Source organism: Mucilaginibacter gossypii (assembly GCF_900100945.1).
In the GTDB taxonomy this organism is placed as follows: domain Bacteria; phylum Bacteroidota; class Bacteroidia; order Sphingobacteriales; family Sphingobacteriaceae; genus Mucilaginibacter; species Mucilaginibacter gossypii.
On record NZ_FNCG01000025.1, the window covers coordinates 20,618 to 38,928 of the forward strand.

19 protein-coding genes are annotated in these 18,311 nt (G+C 42.8%); 4 read left to right on the forward strand and 15 right to left on the reverse strand.

Translation table 11 applies throughout. From position 1 onward, the window contains the following. Positions 1-86: 86 nt before the first annotated feature. The 9 genes from BLS28_RS28200 to BLS28_RS28240 form a co-directional block, all read right to left on the reverse strand. Complete coding sequence (locus BLS28_RS28200; protein ID WP_091175750.1) at positions 87-839, reverse strand: SDR family oxidoreductase; 753 nt, start codon at positions 837-839, stop codon at positions 87-89. Positions 840-982: 143 nt separating this feature from the next. After that, the gene (locus tag BLS28_RS28205) at positions 983-1,723 is read right to left on the reverse strand and encodes an SDR family oxidoreductase (RefSeq protein WP_091175752.1); all 741 of its coding nucleotides are present in this window, start codon (positions 1,721-1,723) and stop codon (positions 983-985) included. Between the two features lie 219 nt (positions 1,724-1,942). Next, positions 1,943-2,881 (reverse strand): helix-turn-helix domain-containing protein, encoded by a 939-nt coding sequence (locus BLS28_RS28210; protein ID WP_091175652.1) that lies wholly within the window; start codon positions 2,879-2,881, stop codon positions 1,943-1,945. 118 nt (positions 2,882-2,999) lie between these two features. After that, complete coding sequence (locus BLS28_RS28215) at positions 3,000-4,436, reverse strand: DUF4097 family beta strand repeat-containing protein (protein ID WP_091175654.1); 1,437 nt, start codon at positions 4,434-4,436, stop codon at positions 3,000-3,002. Further along, positions 4,417-4,992 (reverse strand): hypothetical protein, encoded by a 576-nt coding sequence (locus BLS28_RS28220; RefSeq protein ID WP_091175657.1) that lies wholly within the window; start codon positions 4,990-4,992, stop codon positions 4,417-4,419. Before BLS28_RS28220 ends, BLS28_RS28215 begins: the two co-directional genes overlap by 20 nt. Continuing rightward, positions 4,989-5,549 carry an RNA polymerase sigma factor gene (locus BLS28_RS28225; protein ID WP_091175659.1) on the reverse strand — a complete coding sequence of 187 codons (561 nt, stop codon included), beginning with the start codon at positions 5,547-5,549 and terminating at the stop codon, positions 4,989-4,991. The genes BLS28_RS28220 and BLS28_RS28225 overlap by 4 nt, the downstream gene beginning before the upstream one ends. Positions 5,550-6,020: 471 nt before the next feature. Then, positions 6,021-6,551, reverse strand: a complete 531-nt coding sequence (locus tag BLS28_RS28230; RefSeq protein WP_091175662.1) for an AAA family ATPase — start codon at positions 6,549-6,551, stop codon at positions 6,021-6,023. Positions 6,552-6,803: 252 nt separating this feature from the next. Beyond that, positions 6,804-8,111 (reverse strand): M20/M25/M40 family metallo-hydrolase, encoded by a 1,308-nt coding sequence (locus BLS28_RS28235; RefSeq protein ID WP_091175664.1) that lies wholly within the window; start codon positions 8,109-8,111, stop codon positions 6,804-6,806. Positions 8,112-8,113: 2 nt separating this feature from the next. Then, positions 8,114-9,988, reverse strand: a complete 1,875-nt coding sequence (locus tag BLS28_RS28240; protein WP_091175667.1) for a M61 family metallopeptidase — start codon at positions 9,986-9,988, stop codon at positions 8,114-8,116. A 255-nt stretch (positions 9,989-10,243) separates the two neighbouring features. Between BLS28_RS28240 and BLS28_RS28245 the strand changes: the two genes are divergently transcribed. Continuing rightward, the gene (locus BLS28_RS28245) at positions 10,244-10,525 is read left to right on the forward strand and encodes a hypothetical protein (protein WP_091175668.1); all 282 of its coding nucleotides are present in this window, start codon (positions 10,244-10,246) and stop codon (positions 10,523-10,525) included. A 133-nt stretch (positions 10,526-10,658) separates the two neighbouring features. Here the strand turns inward: BLS28_RS28245 and radA are convergent, their stop codons facing one another. From radA to BLS28_RS28260, 3 genes are all read right to left on the reverse strand, one after another. Continuing rightward, the gene (gene radA, locus BLS28_RS28250) at positions 10,659-12,071 is read right to left on the reverse strand and encodes a DNA repair protein RadA (protein WP_091175671.1); all 1,413 of its coding nucleotides are present in this window, start codon (positions 12,069-12,071) and stop codon (positions 10,659-10,661) included. Between the two features lie 104 nt (positions 12,072-12,175). Further along, on the reverse strand, positions 12,176-14,461 hold the full coding sequence (locus tag BLS28_RS28255) for a hypothetical protein (RefSeq protein ID WP_143020899.1): 2,286 nt from the start codon (positions 14,459-14,461) through the stop codon (positions 12,176-12,178). Beyond that, positions 14,391-15,380 (reverse strand): hypothetical protein, encoded by a 990-nt coding sequence (locus BLS28_RS28260; RefSeq protein ID WP_256337567.1) that lies wholly within the window; start codon positions 15,378-15,380, stop codon positions 14,391-14,393. The genes BLS28_RS28255 and BLS28_RS28260 overlap by 71 nt, the downstream gene beginning before the upstream one ends. A 136-nt stretch (positions 15,381-15,516) precedes the next feature. On the opposite strand from BLS28_RS28260, the gene BLS28_RS28265 reads away from it, so the two are divergent. Both BLS28_RS28265 and BLS28_RS28270 read left to right on the forward strand, forming a co-directional pair. Next, positions 15,517-15,897: a barstar family protein gene (locus tag BLS28_RS28265; protein ID WP_176844583.1), complete on the forward strand. Its 381-nt coding sequence runs from the start codon at positions 15,517-15,519 to the stop codon at positions 15,895-15,897. 58 nt (positions 15,898-15,955) lie between these two features. Then, on the forward strand, positions 15,956-16,441 hold the full coding sequence (locus tag BLS28_RS28270; protein WP_091175682.1) for an SMI1/KNR4 family protein: 486 nt from the start codon (positions 15,956-15,958) through the stop codon (positions 16,439-16,441). 160 nt (positions 16,442-16,601) lie between these two features. On the opposite strand, the gene BLS28_RS31050 is transcribed toward BLS28_RS28270, so the two are convergent. Next, positions 16,602-16,769: a hypothetical protein gene (locus BLS28_RS31050; protein ID WP_176844584.1), complete on the reverse strand. Its 168-nt coding sequence runs from the start codon at positions 16,767-16,769 to the stop codon at positions 16,602-16,604. A gap of 133 nt (positions 16,770-16,902) precedes the next feature. Between BLS28_RS31050 and BLS28_RS28275 the strand changes: the two genes are divergently transcribed. Continuing rightward, complete coding sequence (locus BLS28_RS28275; RefSeq protein ID WP_091175686.1) at positions 16,903-17,142, forward strand: hypothetical protein; 240 nt, start codon at positions 16,903-16,905, stop codon at positions 17,140-17,142. A 154-nt stretch (positions 17,143-17,296) separates the two neighbouring features. Here the strand turns inward: BLS28_RS28275 and BLS28_RS28280 are convergent, their stop codons facing one another. Both BLS28_RS28280 and BLS28_RS28285 read right to left on the reverse strand, forming a co-directional pair. Further along, positions 17,297-17,536 (reverse strand): hypothetical protein, encoded by a 240-nt coding sequence (locus BLS28_RS28280; protein ID WP_090534650.1) that lies wholly within the window; start codon positions 17,534-17,536, stop codon positions 17,297-17,299. Between the two features lie 66 nt (positions 17,537-17,602). Then, on the reverse strand, positions 17,603-18,286 hold the full coding sequence (locus BLS28_RS28285) for an SAM-dependent methyltransferase (protein ID WP_091175689.1): 684 nt from the start codon (positions 18,284-18,286) through the stop codon (positions 17,603-17,605). Between the last annotated feature and the right edge of the window lie 25 nt (positions 18,287-18,311).

Here is an 18,311-nt window from a genome sequence, read left to right on the forward strand (position 1 = left end):
CAAATAATGCTGCTTTTTGAATTAAATACAGGTAGCAGCTTATAGCTATGACTATAAGCTGCTACCCTATGTTACTAAACTGACCATTAATTTGTTGCGCCGCCGTTTACCAACAGGTGTTGTCCGTTCACAAATGAGGAAAGATCGCTGGCAAAAAACTCGGCCACATTGGCCACATCTTCAACTTCGGCCAGGCGGCCCATCGGACAACTGTCAAGCAATTGTTTTCTTAACGCGGGGTAACTATCAGCTTCGGCAAAGATACCTGAATGATCAACAGCAAATGGTATGATAGAGTTAACTGTTACACCACGGTGACCAATCTCTTTTGAAAGAATATCAACCAAATACCTTGGCGTAGTTTTACTGCCGCCATACACTGCCATTCCGGGTACAGGGAATGAGGTTGTGCTTGAGGCTATGTAAATAATGCGGCCGTTATCCTCAACATTTTTGGCAGCCTGCTGCATAGTAAAATAAGTGCCTTTTGTATTAATGCCAAATACACGGTCGAACTGTTCTTCGGTAAAATCAGTTACCGGGGTTTCCACCAGTTCGATACCGGCGTTAGCTACTACGATATCTATTTTACCAAACGCTTCTTTAGCTTCTTTAAAAAGCCTTTCAATATCAGCTACTTTACTTACATCGGCCTGCACAGCAATTACGTTCGCCCCCATCGCTTTGATGTTGCTGACCACTTCATCGGCCGATGCTTTATCGCGCGAATAGTTGATCACGATGTCGGCACCTAATGCTGCATAACGTTCTGCAATTGCTTTACCTAAACCACGGGCCGAGCCGGTTATTACCGCTACTTTATTATTTAATGAGTTCATGATTGTTTTTTTGATTACACCGATGAAGTTTGATTTCACCGATTGCGTTAATGATTCTGATTATTATTCCTGTCTCTCGTTGTCTTGCTTCTTGACTCTTGCCGTCTTGCTTCTATCATTCCCCCTTCAGAGGGTTAGGGGGCTTACGCCATTGCACCATTTGCCCCGATATTTTGCGCAGAGATCCATTTAGCATCGTCGCTTGCCAGGAAGGTTACTATTTTGGCAATATCTTCAGGCTCACCGATACGGTTAAAAGCTGATAATGACGCCAGGCGGTCGATCAGCTCCTGAGGTTTGCCTTTGGTAAACAGTTCGGTATTTGTTGGCCCGGGAGATACTGTATTGACGTTGATACCCCTCGCGCCAACCTCTTTGGCAAACACGCGGGTTAATTGCTCCACGGCGCCTTTGGTGGCTACATAGGTAGCATAAGTTGGCATCATAACGCGGGTAGTGGTTGATGAAAAATTGATGATACTGCCGCCATTGGCCAGTTTAGTTGCGGCTTCGCGCATGGTATTAAATGTTCCGCGAACGTTGATATCAAACTGGCGGGTAAAATCCTCGTCGGTAGTGTCTTTTATTAATTTGGTAATCATGATGCCGGCGTTGTTTACCAGTACATCAATTTTGCCGTAATGAGCTATCGCTGCATCAAACATGGCTGCTACTTCATCGGCCTTGCTAACGTCGGCCTGCAGGGCAATGGCATCGCCGCCTTGTTGTTTGACAGAGTTTACGGTTTGGTCAGCAGCTTCTTTGCCGCCTGCGTAGTTGATAATTACTTTAGCGCCTTCGGCTGCTAATTTGTGAGCTACTGCTGCACCGATACCTCTTGAGGCGCCGGTTACTAATACTACTTTTGATGCTAATGTGTTCATGGTTTCCTTTGTTATTTTGTTTTCGTTGATTGACAATACAAAGGTGGCAAGAGCAAAGCCCCTGAATGATACACATATCAAAGCATTACATACGAATATCTAAGATTGGCTTATAAATTTTGTTTGAGATGGTTTAAAGTAGAGACGCCTTACATGCCTCCCCCATAGGACAAGCAGCCTTGTAAGTTATCAAGCCAGCTTACTTTATAGACATCTTTATCAAGAGGATACCCTATGGTGCTCCTTCCTGAACAGCACCGGCGACAAATCAGTATGCTTTTTAAAATAATTACTGAAATGGGTAGCTTCAGAAAAACCCAGGCGATAAGCAATTTCTTTAATGGAGAGTTTTGAGTTCTGCAAGAGGGCCTTGGCCTCAGTTATAGTTTTTTCGGCAATCCATGTGCTGATGGTTTTGCCGGTTTTTATTTTGATAACATTACTCAGATAGTTGGGATGAAGGCTTTGCGCATCGGCGTAGTCCTGCACCCTGAAAGCCTGTTCGGCCGTACCATTGCTCAGGTCGCGATAATGTTTTTCGAGCAGGCGTTTAAAGTTTTTTACAATTTCCGAGCTTCTGTTACCTTCATATATCGGGTTATAATCTTTCCAGAAATATTCTTTGAATTTTAACAGCACCACCACAAACAGGTTACCGATGATCCGGTAACGGTATGGGCTATCTGAATTGTATTCTTTCAGGATCTGGTGATATAAAATATCAAACTCCTCAAAAACTTCGGGCGTAAGTACGCGGGCCGGAAATGTTTCGGCCAGCAGAAAAGGAAACTCATCAAAGATATTGGCGTGTACGTTTTCCTTCAAAAACGATTCGCTCAGCGTAAACAGGTATACATCGCCGATACGTTCCCAGTTAAACGAACGGAAATGGCCCGGATTGGTAAAGTAAATAGCACGGGGCTGCAGTTTATGATTTTGCTCATCAATAGTATAATCACCACTCCCATCTTTAATGAAGGCAAAGACAAAAAAGTTAAGCCTGCTCAAGGGCGATCTAAACGGCATCGGCTGATTAATATCTTTTAGGTTAAAAACCGTAAAATCGGTATGTTTTATCAGCTCGAGTGGTAAGTCCAGGTGCTTGTATTGATCATAAAGGGTATTAAAGATCTGTTTTTCACTATCCTGGTGATGCATGACGAGATGTTTGCATCAAAGCTATGAGGGATACGGGAGATTTGCAACAACGGGCTAATCAATAAAAAAAGGCGCATCAGTTACAATACGCCGTTTTTTATTTTACGTCTAATATATTTTAATCAAAGCTTACGCTACCATAACTGGTGCTGATGGTAATGGTTTTATCGCTGCCGCCTTTACCTAAATGGCCCTTGTAGGTTTTTGTCGGACTATAGCCACGTTCACCGTCGGCAGGGGTTTTACTGGTGATGTTAACATCATGGCCGCTATAGTTAAAGCTACCGTAGTGCACAGTGATATCAAAATCAGCATTCTGGCCGTCGCTCACTCCCAGTTTTACACTTGAATATGATGAATTAACCGAAAGATTTTTCACATTTTTATCAACCTCTTCAATCTTTAACGCCCCGCTGAATTTAACGTTGATATTACCCGAAGTAGTAATACGGCCAATTTTGGCCGAGCCGTAACTTACATCAGCATTGAGTTTATCACAATCACCAAGATTAAGGCTGCCATAGGCTACATCCAAATCGCTGCCGGTAAGGTTGCCGATAGTTGCACTCCCATATTTAACCCTGATCTGGCAAGCTGGGTTGCTTAAAGATTTGGCGCTAAGGCTGCCATATGAGTTATTGATATTGAGTTTACCGCTCAGGTCGGGCAACTCGGTACTGCCATATTTGTTGTTAATGGTAAGCGGATTTTTGGCGGGCATGTAAACGGTATAATTGATCTCCATTTTACGCACAGAGTTTTTCTTACCAAACAAGTTGCCCCAGCTGCCATTATCATCATCGTTTTGATTGATGTAAGTTTTGAACGATACACCCGAGCCGTCTTTGCTATCCCTGATATTTACATTATCAAGCAGTTTTTGTGCTTTATCTTCCTCATTGGCCCCAACTTTAATCTGTACATCAACCTTAACCTCGCTTTTAGCCCAGGTAATTACCGTGATCTTGCCAAATTTATTATCAATGTTAATCACATCGTTGCCGTCAACATTATAGCTTTTGCTGTAGCTTTTTGTTTTTTCAACTATATCGCCATTCTGCACCTGTTGCTCATAGCGCTCATCACCATCGTAACTGTAGCTAAAGTTCTGGTCGAAGTTTTTAAAGCCGAAGTTTATATTAGGACTAAGCATCTCAAATTTATCGGCAAACTTCAAGCTGTCAAATCCTTTAAACTTCATTTTAAATTTCAGGCTATCCTTAAACTTAAAAGCAAGCTGTTTGTTCAGCTTCAGCATATTTTGCAGTTTAAGGTGCATTTGCTTTTGCTGCTGTATTCGCAGGTTGCTCATTTCCTTTTGCAGTTCGTGCATTTTGGCATTCAGCTCCTTCATTTTTTGCTGATACTCCTTACTGTCGGTTACCGAAGTCCAGTTCTCCACGGTCAACCCGGCAGCAGGCGGCGGCGTGGGAGGTAATAGGGGTTTTACCGGTGCAGGCGGGGCTGCAGGACTTACCTGTGCAAAGTTTGCTGTACTTATGGCTAATAAGCCGATAAGCATAAGCAGGGCCGGACTAAATATTTTTGGTTTCATTGTTTTGTTCCTTTTTCATCTGGTTAAACTGTTCAATTACATTTAATTGCTGAGTTAGCACCTCGGTTTGTATTTGCAGGTTCCGGATCATTGCACGTAAAACACGTTCCTGGTTAGGGCTGGTGGCTAAATCACTGTTTAGTTTTTTATAGGTGGAATCCATCTTAGCTATCTCGGCGCTGAACTCCTTGTATAGCTGAGGATCATTTTTAGATGCTGACTTAAGTTCGGTAAGCTTGGTTTCAACAAGCGATGCATAGCGCACCTGCTGTTGTGCGTACTCGGGGTTAATAGCGGCAAGGTCAACGCCTTTTGTGCCTTTTTGGGTTTGTATATATATGCCGAAGCCTATGCCCATTATGATGATGACCGATGCGGCCACTTTTAGCACGAAGCCCAGCGAAAAAGTCTTTGCTTCCCGCTTTTTTGGTTGTTCCTGCTCCTGGTCCAAAAAATTGAGCTGTGCCTCAATTTTACCCCACAAATCTGCCGATGGTTCTATTTCGTTAAATTCTTCATTATTGTCGTGCATGAAATCTTCAAATCGCTTGCTCATGATACTTGTCCTTTCCTGTTTAAAATTTCAATTAACTTTCTTTTAGCTCTCAAAAACTGGGTTCTTGATGTGTTTTCTGATATATTCAATATTTGACCTATTTCTTCGTGGTCATACCCTTCAAGCAGATATAATGATATCACCACGCGATAGCCATCGGGCAACTGGTTCATGCCTTCTTTTACCCTGGCAACCTGGTACTGCAGGTCTTCATCGTCCCAGCTCTCGTCATCGGCAATATTTTCAAGATGGCCATCTTCCAGCTCAACCAGTTCCAGCTTTCGTTTGCGCAGCAGGTTGATCGACCGGTTTACAACGATCTGCTTAAGCCAGAGGCCAAATGTGGTATCCTGCCTAAAATCCTTCAGCTTGGCAAAGGCATCCACAAAAGCTTCCTGCAGCACATCTTCTGCTTCGGCAATATCGCCCACTATCCGAAAGGCCACGTTCAGCATAGCTTTCGAATACAAACGGTAAAGCTCATAACAGGCTTTTTTGCTCCCCTGTTTGCACTCAATTACCAGGTTGTAATGTTTATCAATATATATTGCTTCCAAATTCGCGACCGGCTTCAGGTTAATAGACGCAAGGCATTTTGCAACGTTGCACGTATGTGAAAAATATTTTTTTAATTATTGATAATTTTTTTGACAGTTTTAAGTTGAGATGGATTTAGATAAGCAAATCGCCTGAAAAATGCCCGACAAAATAGTTTGATAAAACAGCATAATCAAGAATTGTCATTGCTTCGTTCCTAATGACGCACTCATACGCTATTGATTATTAAATATATTTTAAAAATCAACTCTATAAATATTGGGCGTTGCCTGCGGCCCGTGCTATGCGCTCATACTGCACAGGCATTAGTCACAAGGCTGGTATCCGCTCCTATCACTAACGTGGCCACCGCACAACATCGCTAAAATATATTGTACAGTTATCACTTTTTTTTCAGGATTCACCTGGTGGTTCCTCGCAATGAGTTTTTTAAACATCACTTGCACATCATCCGGCAACATCTTTTAATCCTAAAAATCAGAGTTCAGATATTTATCCACCACTTTCACCGCATTATCATACCTATCCTGCCCAAGGCCTGATATTACTACATACCGGGCGTTGAGCGCCTGGAGTTCGCGGTGCCAAACGTTCATAAAATACTCGCGTTTGGTCGGAAAATTACGTAAAGGATCGTCCTGCCAGGGCAGATCAATATCTAAGAGCAAATAAAAATCATATGGATGGTGGGGCAATTCGTCAAGCACCTCCTGCGGGGCGCTGCCAAACATTTCCTCGCTCCAGATCTTTACCGTTAAAAAAGTGGTATCGCAAATCAGGATTCTGTTGGCTTGTGGCAGCAGTTTCTTTTCGAGCGCCAGCTGGCCGTGAAACATGTTCACCTCATCCTGCCAGGTGCAATCGCCCTTAAGGTTTGCACAATACTCACGCGAATACTCCGGTACAGCTATCGTATTATAATGCGCCGCCAGATATTCAGACATAGTTGACTTCCCTGTTGATTCGGGGCCTACGACTGCTATTTTGAGTATTTTGTTCATGAGGTAAAATTACATTAAATAAAAATCCCCTCATGGGAGGGGATTTGCGTCAAAGTGTTCTTTTTTTCGCCAATGACAACAGCGCAACTATTGGGAAGACAAAAATGTCATAGGAGGAACAAAAGTAATCGTATGCTATACAGGGCGGCTTTGCTGCTGTGCGATCGCCACGCTATCGCTCGCAATGACATTTTCTTTTATTCTTTTCTGTAAAGGGAGCAAACTAATCTCTAATCACTAACCTCTAATCACTTATTCCGTTTTTTTCGGAACCCTTGTTGGTGTATCCTGGCCCGAAACTATAGTGCGCGAGCTCAGGGCTATCGCGCGGATGGCCGAAGTGATATTGTTCACATCCAGCGAACTAAATTCATCGCCAACAGTATGGTATAATTTGTCAATATCAATCTGGTCGGTTGAGATGGTGTGGGCCGGTACGCCAACTTCGGCCAGCGACGCGTTATCACTTCTGTAAAACAGGTTCTGATCTGGGTAAGGGTCCGGGTAAAACTTAAAGGCGGTACCTTTCAGGTTCTTCTGCAGGATCTTGCCAAAATCAGATCTTTCAAACCCGGTAATAAATGCCGAGTTAGTGCCAAATTTAGATGCCTTACCAATCATTTCGATGTTGAACATAGCAACTACCTTATCTGCATCTATTTGTTTGGCAAAATACTGCGACCCGTATTCGCCAATCTCTTCGGCAGTAAAGGCTACGAAAATAAGCGTACGGGCATTATTGTTGAGCTTTTTATAGTATTTAGTCAGGCTCAATACTGCGGTTGTGCCCGAAGCGTCATCATCCGCGCCATTGGCAATGCTGTCTGTTACCCCGGGTTTATCAGGTTTGATAATCCCTAAGTGGTCATAGTGTCCCGAAAATACCACATATTCATTCGGTTTGGTTTTCCCGGGGAGGATACCGGCAACATTAAACAGCGGCAATTCTTCATTTTTGATATCGCAGTTAACATCAAATGATGCTGTGTTATCGAACTTGCCCAATACAAATACCAGGGGCTGTTTTACTGTGCCTTTAAAATTTGTGCTGCCTGCCCCAAGGTACGACTTAACCCGGCTAAACAGATCTTTAAACTTAGGGTCGATCAGCAAAAGTGTTTTCTTGCCGCTTTGTGAAGCTGCCCGGTACTCGGTCCTGAAATTTTTATCCGCACCAACGGTAACTACCTGTACATCTTTATCGCTTGCCCATTTAAACGAATCCGTACTGCTTGCAAACGCGCTGTCGGCAGCTATAGCTTTGCCATTGATGCTTACAGTCAAGCTAACAGGGGTCGACCGTACCATCGTAAAGTTTTGACGGTAACCGGTATTACCTGCCATAGGTTTAAGGCCGGCCTTTTTATATTCGCTTTCAATAAACTGAGCAGCTTTTTCAATGCCCGGCGTAAAAGTGGCCCTGCCCTGCATATCATCGGCCGACAGGGTTTTGATAATCCGGGCTACATCATCTTTACTAATGAGTTTATTAACATCTTGCGCAAAACCATAAGCCGAAACGCTTAACAATGCCGCTGTTATTATCGAGATCTTTTTCATAGTTATTTGACTTTTGACTGTAGCCAGTTGTTACGGAAAGTTTCCTGCTCTTTGCTCAATTGTTTACCTGCCTTTTCAAAGGTTACCACTTCAAAGTTGGGGTTTTCCTCAAGCGTTATCGTAGTTTCATGGGCACCGGTCCGGTTTTTATAGTTTACCATGATCTTATCGCCCGGCTTTTTATCGGCGATGGCATCACTAAACCCTTTCTGATCTTTAATATCTTTTCCATCAACTTTCAGGATCACATCACCCGCATCGATGCCTGCCTTGTAAACCGGGGTACCTATAGTCGTGCTTGAAAGTATTGGCAAACCTTCGGCATCTGCAGCACGTGCCTGCCCGGCGCGGCCACGGCCCGGAGTAACCGCCAGCGGACCAGCCCAGCCTTTGCCCGGCTGTACTTTACGCAGTACCAGGCCTGCTTTAGCTAACAGTTCTTCGTAATTGTTTTTGTCGGTTCCGTTGATGTAACGCTTAAAGAAATCGGCCGCAAACTTAGGGTTATTGGTTACTTTACCTAAATCGGTTTGCAGATCAGGAATGGTATACGGTTTCATTACTTTACCCCTGCTAAGCCAAACAGCACGCATATAATCATCAAGCGTCATGTTAAAATCGCTGCGGAGGCGAAGATCGAGTGCCAACGCAATAGCACCGCCATAAGTGTAATAACTGGTAAAATCGTTAACGTTATTATTAGGGTCGATAGATACTCCTGCATCTGCAAAAACCGAATAGCGGCTCATTTGGGCGGCCGAATATTTGGCAGCGGCAGGTGTGTTTAAGATCTGGTTTACCAAACCGGCAATGGTTTTGGTATAATCATCAACCGTTACAAAGCCGGCGCGGGCAAGTAATAATTCGCCGTAATATTGCGTAAAACCTTCGGCAAACCAAAGTTCGCTGCTCATGTTGGCGTGTTCAAAGTTAAAAGGCTCCAATGATTTTGGACGAATGCGTTTTACATTCCAGCTATGGAAGTATTCATGTGCGTAAACGCCCATGAGGTTGTTTTCAAATCCTTCAACTTTTGGTGCCGGGATAGTTATGGAGGTTGAATTACGATGTTCCATACCGTCACCTGATACAGCAGGATTTACATCGCTCACAAAAGTGTACTCGCCAAAATCATAAGTGGGCAGTTCGCCAAATACGGCTTTTTCTTCCAGCACCAGCTTCTGGATCATCTTGCCGAAGTTATCAATCACCGCCTGGCTATCGTCTGAGTGCATGGTAAGGTTTATTTTTTCTTTCTTGCCATCGGTATTTACTACTTCCCAACTGCTGAGTTTGTAATTGGACAGTTCGGTAGGGCTATCCATCATATATTGCAGATTGGGTGCGCTGTACACATTTGAGCCTTCATGTTTAAGTTGTGAAGCTACTTTCCAGCCGTATTTATCAATGTCGTTAAACTCAAAAGTAAGGGGGCGTTTATCCTGCCCTACCACCCACATAAACGTGGCGGGCATATTCAAGTGGGCATGACTCGGATCGATAGAAGCATAAGTACCATCGGTCCAGTTGCCAAAAAGTGTATAGCTCACTTTCACCGCTGCCGGATGTTCTCCCACTTCGTAAACATCGCCTTCAATTTGGGTTAAAGGCAGCTCCTTACCTTCAACATCGGTAGCTTTAACGTTGTAAATATTTTTACCAAACTCATGGGTTGCATACCGGCCGGCAGATGAGCGGCTCATCCGTACCCTGAAAGCGCCTGATGGTGCCTGCGGAATGGTCATGCTTATCTCAGCCTCGTGATGGGCCGCGTTTGGGAATGATATGGAATAGTAAATAGCTTTTTGTGGTTCCTGCTGTGCCATAGCACTGCACGCAAGTACCGAGGCGGCGGTAAAGAGTAGTAATTTTTTCATCAACTTAAATTATCTGCGCTGAAATTACTATTAAATCACGAAAAAATAATATCAATGTTATTATGCAGAAAATCGTTCTTTAAATAGGTAATGCAATCAGCAGCGGATAAAATGAATTTTTGCGTTCACTTCTACATATTAACTGTGGCAGGTTTAAAAAGCGTTAGTGTAAAGAACCTCTACACCCCATTTAAAAAGGCTTAATCCGGTCGCTTTCATTTTATTATATGTACATTTAAAGAAATTCGCCGGCTTATGATCCTTTTTTCAAAGAGAAATCTATACTACACCGATTACCAATGGACTATTTACATCCCGAATGATCCGCGTGTAAATGGCAGGCCCGATCATACTGCGTTCAATAAAAATGAAGGGAACGAGATGGTATACCTGATCAACAAGTTAATGATGATATGGGATTATCGTTTTGCCAACACCGGCAATAAAATGGAAAAACTGATCCACGATAAGCTACCGGCCGAAATCTCCAGCCAGGAAGAGGTGCAGAACTGGCTTAAAACAAATTTGAAGTTTTAGAGTGAAAAAGCAAAAAGCGGAATGCTTAAAGCTTAAAGCCAATAGTTTTATGATCATTGCTATCTAACAACACTATAAAAAGATAACATGAAATCAATTAAACGCTTTGAGCTTTCTGCCTTAAGCCCCCCTCTTATCCAAACAACAAGCTAAAAACCTCTTCGATACTACTTACAATTTTGATGTCGATATCGTAGCGGGACAAATCCATGCGCTTTTTATCCTGGCCGCTGGCAGGAAGGTTATATTTGGAGATAAAGATCTGGTTAAAGCCAAGCTTCTGCGCTTCGGCAATGCGTTGCTCTACGCGGTTTACCGCCCTGATTTCGCCCGAAAGTCCCAGTTCGCCTGCAAAACAGGTTTTGAACGGAATGGGCATATCTTCGTGCGATGAAATAATGGCCGCCGCCAAACCAAGGTCAATAGCCGGGTCTTCAACCCTGATGCCGCCGGTAATATTCAGGAATACATCTTTTGCACCCAACCTGAAACCGCAGCGTTTTTCCAATACAGCCAACAACATGCTCATGCGTTTGGTATCGAAACCGGTAGCAGTACGTTGCGGCGTCCCATAGGCCGACGCACTAACCAATGCCTGGGTTTCAATCAGCATTGGTCGCATACCTTCTAAGGTAGCCGAAATAGTGATGCCGCTTAATGGCGCTTCCCGGTGCGAAAGCAGGATCTCCGACGGATTGGACACTTCCCTCAATCCTTCACCCATCATTTCGTAAATACCCAGCTCTGATGCCGAGCCGAAACGGTTTTTGATGGTACGCAATATGCGGTAAACGTGGTGCCTGTCGCCCTCAAACTGCAGCACGGTATCAACCATGTGCTCCAATATCTTCGGCCCGGCAATCATACCGTCTTTGGTAATATGACCAATTAAAAATACCGGCGTCGAAGTCTCTTTGGCGAAACGTAATAGCTCGGCGGTACATTCCCTAACCTGCGATACACTGCCAGGCGTTGATTCAATATGTGCCGAATGCAGGGTTTGGATCGAGTCGATCACCACCATATCCGGCTCTAATGATTCTATCTGTTTAAATATGTTTTGGGTTGAAGTTTCTGTCAGTATATAAGCGCCTTCGCCTATGACTCCCCCTTCGGGCGAAGCTAACCTTTCGGCCCGCATTTTTATCTGCCTTTCACTTTCCTCGCCCGATACATACAAAACTTTTTGGTTTGGCATATTGAGCGCAAGTTGCAGCATCAGGGTTGATTTGCCTATGCCCGGCTCACCGCCTATCAATACCAGTGAACCGGGCACTATCCCGCCTCCCAAAACGCGGTTAAACTCTTTATCGGGAGTTGGCACACGGTGCTCTTCGGTATAAGTGATCTCCGTTACGGCCACTGGTTTATTGGCCCGCTGCTGACTGGTTGACGCAGGTTTCCAGGCAGGTACCGCTGCATTGCCTTTTTCAATCACCTCCTCAACAAAAGTGTTCCATTGCTGGCATGACGGGCATTTACCCAGCCATTTAGGCGATTCAAAGCCACAGCTTTGACAAAAATACGCGATCTTGGATTTGGCCATTATTTATTCAGATGTGCAGATTACAGATGTGCAAATATGCAGATTATTTATTTTATTACTAAATTAATTAGCAAAACACATTAATGAATACTACTCAATTACCTTTACTTTTTATCTGCATAGAGCCTGAAATAGCCACACTCCTTAAGCGCTTCTTTATAGTAAGCCGTGTTATTGTATTTCTCTTTTAACTGTGCGAAATATTTGTAATACGCATCGGTAACAGGCTGACTGGCTTTTATATCGGCAAACTTGTCGGCACCTTTAAAGTTTGGGTCATTGTATATTTCATTCAGGGCACATTTACTCAGCATAAATGTACAGCGGGCACGCTGTTCATCTGTGGTGGCATTTTTGCGGGCCAGTTGATAGTACTTCATCGCAATTTGCATCGATGTCAATTTATCATCCATGCGCTGTTCGCCTTCGTAATAATAGCGGCCGGTTGGCCCGGTAGCTACCGCATCCGATTCGTAAAACAACCGGGCGTTACCGTAGTATGTGATATTGTAATAGGCATTCGCAATGGCATAAGCATTACTGTATACGTTTTTGCCTTGCTTAATTTCTGTATTTAAAGTGTTAAGCGTTTGCAGAAAACTTAGCGGCGTATATTTTTGCTTTTGCGGGGCTGCATGATCACAGTCATGGCAGTCAACTAATCTACCGGTAAAGGGGTTGCCTGCAAGCACAAAATCTTCGGGCTTCATTTTTTTGAGTTGAGCAATAGCTTCAGGTAACTTTTGCTGATAAACCAATGTGATAGCCCGATGGTAATATAAATTGTTAAGGGTTATAGGATAATAACGCAACATCGTTTGTTCAAAAGCAGTTTTATCCGGTTTATTTAACAGATCTATCATGTGCTGCACCCTTGTGCTATCCGCATAAAAATCCTGTGCATTGTTGTTAAAGCATACCTCCCTGATTGGGTTGCCTTGCTTTTTATAAAGCCGCGATATGGCAAGGTTACAAACCGAAATGGCATTATCAAACCGCAGGTCTTTGATCTTAATCTTACTATCGCGCAGGTTGGCAAGCCAGTTAAGGGGCTCCGTTAATTTTGCCTCTGCAGTGGCATCCATTTTTTTAAGGTTTTTGATATATAACATAAGGTCGAGCAACTTGCCCTGTGCTACAATCATTTTATCGCCGGCGGGGAACTGGTTTTTTGCTGTAGCATAAAACTTACCGGCTGCGGTGTAATTGCTATCCAAAAAGTTAAGGTAACCTGCCGCGAGGTTCCAATAGTAAGGCTTGGCTGTATTATTTTTAAGGGCAATGTTTTCAACAAGCCGTTTACCATCGTTATCGGATTTTATTACCGAATCGGCAGGTTTACCGCCTCCTGTTGTGGCCTCCCTGATATTAATCAGACGGCTTAGCAGCAGGTCCAGTTTTTCGGATTTTGGGTTGATAGCCGCGATAGTTTTTATAGCCCTTGCGGCATCATATTGTACCCCCATCATATGCCACAGGGTTATTTTTTCTTCCGGCGTTTTGGCAAGCCTGAGTGTGGCATTCCAATCACTTTCATTTTGCGGGTGGAAGCTCCAGAAACTCGGGATCTTTAATTTATACGTGTAATCATAACAAAGGCTGTACAGGTAGTTTGATAGGGCGTAGTTTTTTTGCCTGTAATAATATCCGGCTACATAGCCCATTGTACGGTAGTAAATGAGGTTTTTAGGAAAATGATCTTTGAACTGATTAAACAAGCTCACAGTTGTTGCCGACGACGAATTATCCAGGAAGTAATAATAACGAACGGCTTGAAACCATAAACGCTCCTTGATAAAAGGATCTGTTTCGGCATCGAAGGCACCAATCAGCGTTGAAGCCAGCTTTACCGGCGAATGATTGGGCTTTACCTTATCCCACGAATAATATTGATCGTTTACCGAATAAGCCTCACTTATTTTCGCCAGCTTCAGGTAGCTATAAAAAGCTTTGAGCATTTTTGCTGATACAGTACCAGTACTCATAACGGGGTATTTAGCGGGCAATACTTTGAGCGCGCCGGCTGATTTACGGGAAATGGAATCAACAGCGCCGGCACTGGCTTTAATAAGCAGGTACTGAAGTGATGTTTTGCTGAATTGATGGTTAAAATGATCGTACCATTCGTCAACAATAATATCGTTATACCATGTATTGCTCCCATCCGTATAGCCCAAGCCATAGTAAACCTCGTTGCCGGTATAAAAGAATGGGGAGTATTGCTTGTTGACAAAATATTCGGGAGTGAAAACGGAATATTCTTCCTCGTACGAGTCGGCACAGGCCCAGATCACTCCGGCTATGGCCAGCGTGCATAGGCTAAAAACGAGCAGAAATTTGCGTAAGGGTTTCCTGGTTAAATTTTGAAAGGTCGATATTGGCCAGTTCATAGTAGATAATAGTTGTATGTTTTTGTTTAGGCAGATGCTGTGTTAATTGCTGGGCGGCAGCGTTCAATGTATTGCTGTCCGTTTCTTCAAGTTTAAAAATATCATTTTGTTTGATATAAATTCCATCCAGAAAAAAGCTTGTTTTGGCCCTGTAATTTGCCTGCCCTTCAATTGGTTCAAAATGAGCCTGATCGGAAAGTTGCCTTCGCCCTATTTTTCCATATACCTGGATCACCCGGCCCTCCCTGATATGAATAGCCCAGGAAAATAAAGGCAAGGCAATATCCAGCTTCAGGGGATAGCTGCCCAGGTAAGCGATATACTTATCCGCATCATTGCTATTGTATATTGAATTGGGCTGCTGCAGCTCGGCGTTGAGCTTGCCCATGTTATAAAACATCAATACCCCGCGGTCGGCAGGAGGCACACCTGTACGGTCTTTAAATTTAACCTGGTGCAGGCGGATGGTTGCTTCCAGTTGTTTATGGTTCAGGTTTTTAAAAGCGGTCAAAAAGCTGAAATATTTTAACCGTGTACTTAACGACCAATCGCAATCAATTTGTACTTTGGTATAGTTGATCTTCCTTTCCGCGGCCAGTTCATTGATTAGCTTATTGCAATGTTCGGCAAGATTGGTTACAGCAGTATCTGCAGTGTTTTCAAAAGTTTTGTTTGTGATATAGATAACCGGAGTAATATTAAAGCCTGCCGGGAGCGCATTGAGTTGCACAACGGCATTTGGATATGAGCGTTGTTCTTTATCGTTCCAGCTTACATCAAAAAAACGGATGTAGGCATTGTTGCCGGTTTGCTTTAGTAAGGCTGTTTGCTGTTGATTAAGGTTGAAGCTGGTTTTCCAGTAATAAAAGGCCGTTGTAGCATTGCCGGTTTTGCGACAAGAAGCCGTTGGAAGTAACAAGACTAATATTATAAACCACCGGAAATATTTGAGCATAGGCTATGAAATAGGTTGTTAACGATGGTAAAGTAAGGGATTTTTTTTATACTGTTTTAGAGGGGATAGGCTTGGGCCCATACCCATATAAAAGATGCTTATGATAGAAATTGTTTTCTTGAATGAACCCGATAAATATTTTGATGAAGGCGAATTTATCGCTCATCTTCCTGCAGTTGAAGGAGAAGGTAAATTGTTAAAAGAGCTGAGTGCGGTACTTAAATTTCCTGGTTATTTTGGGCTTAACTGGAATGCCGTTTACGATTGTCTGTGTGATTTTCATTGGATAGAAAAGAAAGGAGTTGTACTGGTGCATCGTGTTATGCCCATCCTTACCGAAGAAAAGCTAAAAGCATATATAGAGGTACTTCTTGATGCAACTAAAAGCTGGGGCATTGATGAAGCACATTATTTTAAAGTGATTTTCCCTATAAAATCGATGCCGTTTTTAGAGCGTATTTTGACGGATTTAAAAAAATAAAACCCTGAACTTCGACCCATCTTTAGTTAAGATCTAATAATCAATAATAAAGTAAGCTATGGAGATAAAATACATGAAGGTACTGAATGACAACCTATCAGTAACAGCAGCGTACACCGGAGTTAAAGAGGTTGTAAGCCCGATTTCAGTTGAAGAAATTATCGCCTTGGAAAACAAGTATAATGGTGGCAGACTATTTCCTGCAGCCTTGCGTGAATTATTGTTTTTAGCCGGAGGGTATTGTTATGTACTGGATTATGGAATGAATGATAGTCAGGAACAGATGCAGCAGAGCTCCAGAAAATATATGACTGTTTTCGGGCGTAACAGGGTTATTGCGAGGCCTTTTTATGTGATAGACGTTTACAACACAGGAGATCAGTTTGTATTTGTGTATCTGGACGAAGGAAAAGATGACCCCGATGTTTATGAGGCTTTGATAGGATATAGATTAAATGATTGGATACATCTTGTTAAGTCTCCTTTGAGTGCTCTTATAGATGGCCGAATAAAGAGATTTTTAAGTGGCGGTAATCCGTTTTGAGAAGGTTTTAAAAACTTTCAACTTAACTGTATAAGAAAACAAATTCCTATTTTATATAAGAGGGCACACAAGCAGAATGCTTGCCTTATCTTAGGCCGAAGTTACGCTGCGCTAAACACCAGAGAAGTAGAGAGGAACTTCGGCCAGCATTATTAATACCTTACTTATTCAATTTCTTTTCAACTGCACTTCGTTGGTTGGAGCCTGCTGATTTTTTTGCCGCTTCCACCTTTTTTGCGGTTGCTCCTTCTTTGTGTGCTTCGTAGTTCAATTCATGTGGTTGCTCTGATAGAGAGTTCCTTTCCACTTTTACTCCTCTTTTTGACATAGCTTTTCTTATTAGATGTAACAGATTAACAACGCTACATTTCAATGATTTTAACCACCAGGAAAATAATTATCTTTTTTAATTAATTACAACTAAATGAAATGTAGCTTGTTCAGCTATAAAGAAAAAAGCTATGAAAAACCTATTTGCACAAAAAAACAATACCGGATTATGGATCACAGCCGGCATAACAGGAGTTTTGGCAGCAGGCGCGGGGATCTGGTTTTACTTCCGCGGCAAAAAATCAGATGAAATAGCCGGCTCCCAACAGGAACACGTTCAGGATTATCTTGAAGCCAAACACCCCAAAAAGAAAAAACATAAAACCGATGTGGATGAGCTGGCAGACCTGGTACATCATCAGGCAACCTGAAAAGACTGTACGCCCCTAACTGGTCGGAGTTAAGCAGCTGGCACACCTTCGACCAGGAGGGTTGCCGGCACGAACCAAACCGGAAGCAATACGACAACTATTATTAAGTAAACGTTATCTATGTGAGGGAACGTACCGGTACTTAAACAAGTATTTACTCTTCTGATGTTAGCATTACGGCGCACAGCGCCCTTATGGTTTCAGCTAACTTACCTTCCGCGTTTAACGCTATAAGTTCAGTCTCCCTAAAAACCCGTTTATGTGATTTCCCCTCGTGCTTTGCCTCAATGGTAATAAAGGCTTCAGCGTTTAAGCTATCAGGGCCTGATCTCGTTACCTTTAAAACTTCGAAGTTAGGCTCGAAAATCTCTTTTATTTTATCAATTATCTCCATATCTCAAAAATAAATGTATTGATTTTAAAAAACATCAGCCACAACCGGGCTATTTTTCACATTTACTTATGTCTTGCTTTTAATAACCAACATTTGATTACCTCCTTTTTGAAATTCGTAATCTACTTTTTGTATATCAATATTAAAATCGCTGCCAAGCACCTCAAGTAATTCGTCAAAAAACACTGGAGCCCCGGCATTGAGGTTTAATATTGGGAAGATCCGCAATTCGGGGCATATGCGCATGATCTCCCGTATAGCCTCTGTATGAAATTTTAACCCCAGGTTATCATACAGCAATAAAAAATGAGAGCTTAGGCCCAACTCAAATGCGTTATCCGCAAAAGAGGTTTTAGCGGGCATGGCATGTTTAATATATCTTTGCCGAAAGCAGTCCTGGTCAAAATCCCGCAGAAAATGGTTCATCGCGGTCATTCTTATTTCCTGCAGTTCTTCCACATCTTTAATGTTGTTCCAAACAAACTTATCGGCGTTAGCCCTCACCTGGCCTATCACTTCTACACAGGTTTCATCAATCCGTTTTCGGATATCATCAGTCGAAAATTGATATAAAGGATCGATGGAGGTAACCTGCTTACCCATTGCGTGCATCTCCGCATTAAAACTTGCCGGACCATCACCTATACTGACAATCTTTTTGGTAACATCATTGGCGCTGAGGTTAAACATTTGCTGATATTCGGTAAACGTGCGGCCCCAGGGCACAACGTTATTTAGTTCAAAAGCCATTATTATAATTTTTGTTACAGATAAA